Here is a 6,744-nt window from a genome sequence, read left to right as displayed (position 1 = left end):
CCCCCCCCGGCTGTCTGCGGAACGTAAAACGTTGAGCAGACAGCCGGGGCTCTCACAAGGAACCGCACCTAGCCGCGCTGTGCGGCGAGCTGTCGGCGGCGCATCTCCAATTCGAGGAGCTGACGCTGTACCGCTTCGAATTCTTCGTCGTCGGGGTTGGCGCTGAGCTGTTCCAGGCGCATCATCAGGTCAGATTTTTGGCGGGCAATCTGCTGCTCAAACAGAGCATTGAGCGCACCGGTGACGAAACCGGGCAGACGCTCGGCGCTACTGACCGGTAGCGGTGAGACGGCGAGCTCCGCGATGGCGGGGTGCACGCCTTCCACAGCGCCGGAGCGCACGCAGTTAATCCATTCGATGCCGGGGGTGGGCGCCATGACGGTTGCGGCATGGATAATACCGGCGGCCACCTCGCGGTGGGTGCGGTAGCGGAACTGCACGGTGGCGAGGTTACGCCACTGCTCCACGCTGATGAGCTCGGGGTGTTGCAGGGCAATTTCGAGCGCCGCCTTTTCGATACGGGCAACCGGGTCGCGCGGGTCGGGGGTGAGGAATTCCTCGACGGCGGGGGCGGTCGCCTCCGGCTGGGGTGCGGCGGGTTGAATGCTGCTCGGCGGGTGCGCGGCTGCGTTCTGCCCGGCGTAGGCGCTGGGTGCGGCGTGGTCTTCCGGTGGCGGTGCATCGTAGGCGGGGTCGTAGGGCGCGTCAGCATGAACTGTCCCCTGAACACCCGTATAACCCGGCGTGCCCGCGTAACCCTGAGCGCCCGCGTATCCCGGTGTGCCCGACACTCCCTGCGGTCCCTCGTTCAGACGCTCGTAACGCGGCGCGGCGGCGGTAGCCTCCGCCTGCTGGGAGCGAGAAAGCTTCGGGTGGTTCTGCGCGTACGCCACGGCGCGCTGAATCTCATCAAGCTCCAGACCGAGCTGACCGGATACCTTACGCATGTAGGCGGGGCGCAGGTCGCGGTCCTTAATGCCGGCAATAATCGGGGCGATAGCGCGCATCGCCAGCACGCGGCCTTCAAGAGTCGCCAAATCGTACTTGGCGAGGGTCGAATCAATCGCAAACTCGAACAGCGGGCGGCGCGAAGCAATCAGCGAGCGCACGGCGGCGTCGCCCTTGTGTAGGCGCAGGTCGCAGGGGTCCATGCCGTTCTCGGCAACCGCCACGAAGGTCTGCGCGACGAAGCGCTGGTCCTCCTGGAAGGCGGCCATGGCGGCTTTCTGGCCTGCGGCGTCGCCGTCGAAGGTGAAGATGATTTCGCCGCCGGAGCCGTCGTCGGTAATCATGCGGCGCACCATCTTGATGTGGCCGGGACCGAACGCGGTGCCGCAGGTGGCAACGGCGGTAGTGATGCCGGCGAGGTGTGCCGCCATGACGTCCGTGTAGCCTTCCACGATGACGACCTGCTTAGCCTTGGTCATATCGCGTTTTGCCAGGTCAATGCCGTAAAGTACCTGGGATTTTTTGTACAGCTGCGTCTCGGGGGTGTTTAGGTATTTGGGGCCCTGATCGTCATCGAAGAGGCGGCGGGCACCGAAACCGATGGTTTCACCGGCAATGGTGCGGATTGGCCAGATGATGCGGCCGCGGAAGCGGTCGTACAGGCCGCGGTTGCCCTCCGAGAACATACCGGTCGCCTTCAGCTCCTCATCAGTGAAACCCTGGGAGCGAAGGTGCTTGAGCAGGTGGTCCCAGCCGCGCGGGGCGTAGCCGACACCGAACTTGCGGGTTGCGGCGGGATCGAAACCGCGGGCGCCGAGGAAGCGCTGCGCCTCCTGAGCATCAGCGCTGTAGAGGTTACGTTCAAAGAACTCGGCGGCAATCTTGTGCGCGTCGAGCAGGCGGCGGCGCATACCCGCCTCGTAGCGGTCGCCGGGCTTACCGCCCTCATAGTGCAGAGTGTAACCAATACGGGCGGCTAGACGCTCCACCGTCTCAACGAAGCTGGTGTGTTCCATCGCCATGACGAAGGAGTACACGTCACCGGATTCACCGCAACCGAAGCAGTGGTACGAGCCGACCTGCGGGCGCACATTGAAGGAGGGCGTGCGCTCGTCGTGGAACGGGCACAGCCCCTTGAAGGTGCCTATACCGGCGCTTTTGAGGCTCACATAGCCTTCAATGATTTCGCGGATATCGGTACGGGCGCGGACTTCGTCAATGTCTTCTTTGCGGATTAATCCAGCCATAAACTCAATTCTACGGTGGGGGTCAACAGGTAGCATCTGCAGGCGTTATAGGCGCGGAAAATAACGCACAAACAGGCTCGTAAAAAGGATGCGCCGCGACGCGCATACAGCACGCCGCGGCACACAGGTGTTTAGCCGCCGGAAATATCCAGCTCAGCCTCCGCCAGGCCCAGACGCTCAGCATCCCCCAGGATGCGCGAATCCAGCCAGCCATCGGGCAGGTGCGGCTGCTTGGGGCTGCCGGCGCGACCGCGCGAACCCTCCACAGCGGCACCCGGGTAACCAATCGAGTGGTCCAGCTGAGCAATCAGCTCACGGAACGTCGCCAGGTCGGGCACCTGAGCCATCTTCGCTCGCAGCTCACCGCCAACCGGGTAACCCTTGAAGTACCACGCCACGTGCTTGCGGATCTCGCGCAGGCCTCGGGTCTCATCACCGAAGGTTTCCACCAGCAGTTCTGCGTGGCGGTAAATCATGTCCGACACCTCAGTCAGGGTCGGGCGGATACGCTCAGACGAACCCTCAAACGCATTCTGCAGGTCACCAAACAGCCACGGGCGACCCTGGCAACCGCGACCAATCACCACGCCGTCCACGCCGGTCTGCTCGACCATGCGCACCGCATCCTCAGCGGAGAAAATATCGCCATTACCCAGAATCGGCACGTCCGGAATCAGCTCGCGCAGCTGCGCAATAGAATCCCAGTCAGCCTTACCCGAATAATGCTGAGCCGCAGTACGACCGTGCAGAGCAATCGCCGCGACACCGGCATCACGCGCAATCTTGGCGGACTCCAAGAACGTAATGTGGTCATCGTCGATGCCCTTACGCATCTTAATGGTCAGCGGAATATCGTTGCGGGACGCCTCCTTCACCGCGGTCTGCACAATCGCAGTGAACAGGTCAGTCTTCCAGGGCAGAGCGGCACCGCCACCGCGGCGAGTCACCTTAGGAGCCGGGCAACCAAAGTTCAAGTCAATGTGGTCGGCACGGTCCTCTTCAACGACCATGCGCACAGCCTTACCGACGTTAACCGCGTCCACACCGTAAATCTGGATGGAGCGGATCTTCTCGTCCGGGTCATGCTCAATAATGCGCATGGACTCGGGCTTACGCTCCACCAGGGCGCGCGCAGTCACCATTTCGGTAACGTACAGGCCGCCGCCATATTCACTGCAGAGGCGGCGGAAAGCCTTATTGGTCACGCCAGCCATCGGGGCGAGAACCACGGGAGTATCAACGGTCAGATTGCCCAGTTTCAGGGGCGGAAGGGTAAGACGGGGTGCTTCAGAATTCACCCCTATATTGTGGCATACGGGGGCAAATCGAGAACCGGACTCAGCTGAGGGGGTACAGGAGCACTGTGCAAGCTCAGCAACCGTGAGGAGGCGCAGGTACGCGAGAGGGGCGGAGGAGCATTCCACTCCCCCGCCCCTTCAGCAAGAGTCAGCCAGCAGGTTCAGTACCGAGAATCTACTTGGCAACCTACGAACCTACTCGAGAATCTACTCTCGAACCTACTCGGTCACGTAAATATAGGTCGGGTCGCCCTCCACCGAGGCAGTGCCGGCACGCAGTAGCACGTCGGTCACCTGAACCAGCGCCTCCATGGCGTCATCAACCTCAATCAGCACCGGGTACTTAGCACTCAGCAGGGACAGCACCTGCATAATCGCCTCCACGGCACCCTCATTATCGAAGTCGTAGCCCAGCAGCAGTTCCGTGGCGGTCTTCTCATCCACCAGCGCCGCCTCCGGGTCAGTCTCGAAGGGGTGGTAGCTCACCGCAAACGCAACAATCGGACCCTTCTTACCCTCTGCAGCCGCCTCACGAATATGGTCACGAAGCACCACGGCGCCAAAAGCACGCACCTCATCCGAAAGGAAGTAGCGGTTCACCGTGCCCAAACCAACCTCGGCGGGAACATCCCACTGATGCGAGCGGCGGTAGAACTCCCAGAGGGTGGCGGTCAGCTCCACCGAGCCGGTCGCCAAATCCTCAATCGCCTGAGTCTCGTTACCGTCGGCATCCTCACGCAGAGACACCGGGGGAATTGCGCCCGGCTCCACACGCACCATGCGGGAACGCTGAACCAGCTTCATGCCGGCAGCCTGTGCGAACTCCTCACCATCGCTAAACGGGGCGAGCTTCACGCGCAGAGCAGTGGTCTGGCCGTGCGCCGCCGCAATCTCACGCAACGCATCCAGCAGGGCAGTACCAATACCCTGACGGCGGTGGTCAGCCGCGACCTCCACATAGGACCATAGACGCGTCGGATGCAGCATCGAAGCCACCACAGTACCCGCAGCCACCGGCACACCAGAAATAGTCACCACCAGAGTACGGCTGAACGGCGCATCCGTATCCGGGCCGAAAAGGCCACGCTGGCGCTCCTCAACCTCATTGCGGGCAGAGTTCCAAATCTCAAGCAGGGCAAGGTCATCACCCTCCTGCCAAGGACGAATCTCAAATTTTTCGCTGAGGCGTTCAGCCATATCCGTGCACCTTTCCTTCGCTCGCGTCAAACGTGCCAATCAGTCTAACCAGGGTAGCCCAAATACACGACGGCGGGTAGCCTCTTTCGCTCTAAGAGGCTACCCGCCGACCATGTTATAAATTATTTTTAGCCTGCCAGGCGTGCAGCCAGGTAAGACTTCACCTGATCCAGAGCCACACGCTCCTGGTTCATGGTGTCACGCTCGCGGATAGTCACAGCCTGATCCTCAAGAGTGTCAAAGTCCACGGTAATGCAGAACGGAGTACCGATCTCATCCTGGCGGCGGTAACGGCGACCAATAGCGCCTGCCTCGTCATAGTCCACGTTCCACAGGCCACGCAGCTCATTCGCCAGCTTAGTTGCCGGCTCAGACAGCTCAGCCTTCTTCGACAGCGGCAGAACAGCAGCCTTCACCGGTGCCAGGCGCGGATCAAGCTTCAGCACGACGCGCTTATCCACGCCACCCTTAGTGTTCGGTGCCTCATCCTCAACGTACGCGTCAACAAGGAACGCCATCATGGAGCGGGTCAGACCGAAGGACGGCTCAATCACGTACGGCACGTAACGCTCACCGGTAGCCTGGTCGAAGTACTCAAGCTTCGCGTTAGAGTGCTCGTTGTGCACGCCCAGGTCGTAATCGGTACGGTTCGCAACGCCCATCAGCTCGCCCCACTCGGAACCCTGGAAGCCGAAGCGGTACTCAACGTCAATAGTGCCAGCCGAGTAGTGTGCACGCTCCTCCTTAGGAACGTCGAAGCGGCGCATGTTATCCGGGTTAATGCCCAGGTCAACGAACCAGTTCCAGCAGTCCTCAACCCACTCGTTGAAGTACTTATCAGCGTCATCCGGGTGCACGAAGTACTCAATTTCCATCTGCTCGAACTCACGAGTACGGAAAATAAAGTTACCGGGAGTGATCTCGTTACGGAACGACTTACCAATCTGGCCAATACCGAACGGCGGGCGCTTACGAGAAGCAGTGACCACATTGTTGAAGTTCACGAAAATACCTTGAGCGGTCTCCGGGCGCAGGAAGTGCAGACCCTCCTCATTATCAACCGGGCCCAGGTAAGTCTTCATCAGACCGGAGAAGTTCTGCGGCTCAGTCCACTCGCCACGAGTACCACAGTTCGGGCAAGCAATCTCTTCCATGCCCTCAGCCGCGCGGCCCTTCTTCGCCTCAAAGTTCTCCAGCAGGTGATCCTGACGCAGACGCTTGTGGCACGACAGGCACTCAACCAGCGGGTCGGTGAAGGTCGCCACGTGACCGGACGCCTCCCACACCGCACGAGGCAGAATAACGGAGGAGTCCAGGCCAACCATGTCCGCACGGGAGCGGACGAAACGCTGCCACCACTGCTGACGGATGTTTTCCTTCAGCTCTGCACCGAGGGGGCCGTAGTCCCATGCGGAGCGGGAACCGCCGTAAATTTCACCGGCCTGGAAAACAAAGCCGCGGCGCTTCGCGAGCGCAATAACGTTATCGAGGGTGGACTTTTCAGCCATAGTTACTCCTTCTGCCCCGCCACCGGCTGTGACGTGCGTGAGTTCGGGTTCATAAGGGACGCCGCCCAGAACGGGGCGCCCGCATTCGCGCTCATCGGCGCAATATGCACACTTTTTGATGCAAGACACTAGGGTACCATCACCAACCCGCCCCTGGGTATGCCTACTCGGCCCACCACTCCCCCATTTTTGCCGAACACCAGGATGCACCCGGCGGGATAAACTAGGAAGCATGGAAGAAATTTTTATTCGCGACGACATGATCCGCCTCGGCCAGTTCCTCAAGCTCGCCAACCTCGTAGAGGACGGTGCGCAGGCACGCGAGGTCATTCAGCACGGCCTGGTCAAGGTCAACGGCGATATTGAAGAAGCACGCGGCAAGCAGCTGCACCCCGGAGATACCGTGACGTTCAACGGCGTGACCGTGAAGGTTGCGCACGAGGACTAGCACCGTCTGATTACACGTTTGGGGCCTAGGAACGATGAGGTGGCGGAATCTGTGAGGGGCGGTGCTCTTCCTCGTTCCTACAGGGAACCCGCCCTCGC

5 protein-coding genes are annotated in these 6,744 nt (G+C 61.0%); 1 reads left to right on the top strand and 4 read right to left on the bottom strand.

What is annotated here, in order from left to right:
• Positions 1-68: 68 nt before the first annotated feature.
• The 4 genes from dnaG to HMPREF3055_RS08240 form a co-directional block, all read right to left on the bottom strand.
• Positions 69-2,195 (bottom strand): DNA primase, encoded by a 2,127-nt coding sequence (gene dnaG / locus HMPREF3055_RS08255; protein ID WP_070738829.1) that lies wholly within the window; start codon positions 2,193-2,195, stop codon positions 69-71.
• Between the two features lie 131 nt (positions 2,196-2,326).
• Complete coding sequence (gene dusB, locus HMPREF3055_RS08250) at positions 2,327-3,493, bottom strand: tRNA dihydrouridine synthase DusB (protein WP_049355088.1); 1,167 nt, start codon at positions 3,491-3,493, stop codon at positions 2,327-2,329.
• 219 nt (positions 3,494-3,712) lie between these two features.
• Entirely contained in the window at positions 3,713-4,690 is a 978-nt protein-coding gene (locus HMPREF3055_RS08245) for a GNAT family N-acetyltransferase (RefSeq protein WP_070738828.1), read from the bottom strand.
• A 128-nt stretch (positions 4,691-4,818) separates the two neighbouring features.
• Positions 4,819-6,198 (bottom strand): glycine--tRNA ligase, encoded by a 1,380-nt coding sequence (locus tag HMPREF3055_RS08240; RefSeq protein ID WP_005507052.1) that lies wholly within the window; start codon positions 6,196-6,198, stop codon positions 4,819-4,821.
• Positions 6,199-6,430: 232 nt separating this feature from the next.
• Here HMPREF3055_RS08240 and HMPREF3055_RS08235 point away from each other — a divergent pair, with 232 nt between their 5' ends.
• Positions 6,431-6,646, top strand: a complete 216-nt coding sequence (locus HMPREF3055_RS08235) for an RNA-binding S4 domain-containing protein (protein ID WP_005508828.1) — start codon at positions 6,431-6,433, stop codon at positions 6,644-6,646.
• Positions 6,647-6,744 lie beyond the last annotated feature (98 nt).

Source organism: Rothia sp. HMSC061C12, from assembly GCF_001815755.1.
GTDB classification, from domain to species: domain Bacteria; phylum Actinomycetota; class Actinomycetes; order Actinomycetales; family Micrococcaceae; genus Rothia; species Rothia mucilaginosa.
The sequence above is the reverse complement of the archived record's forward strand: the minus strand, read 5'-3'. Positions and strand labels throughout refer to the sequence as shown.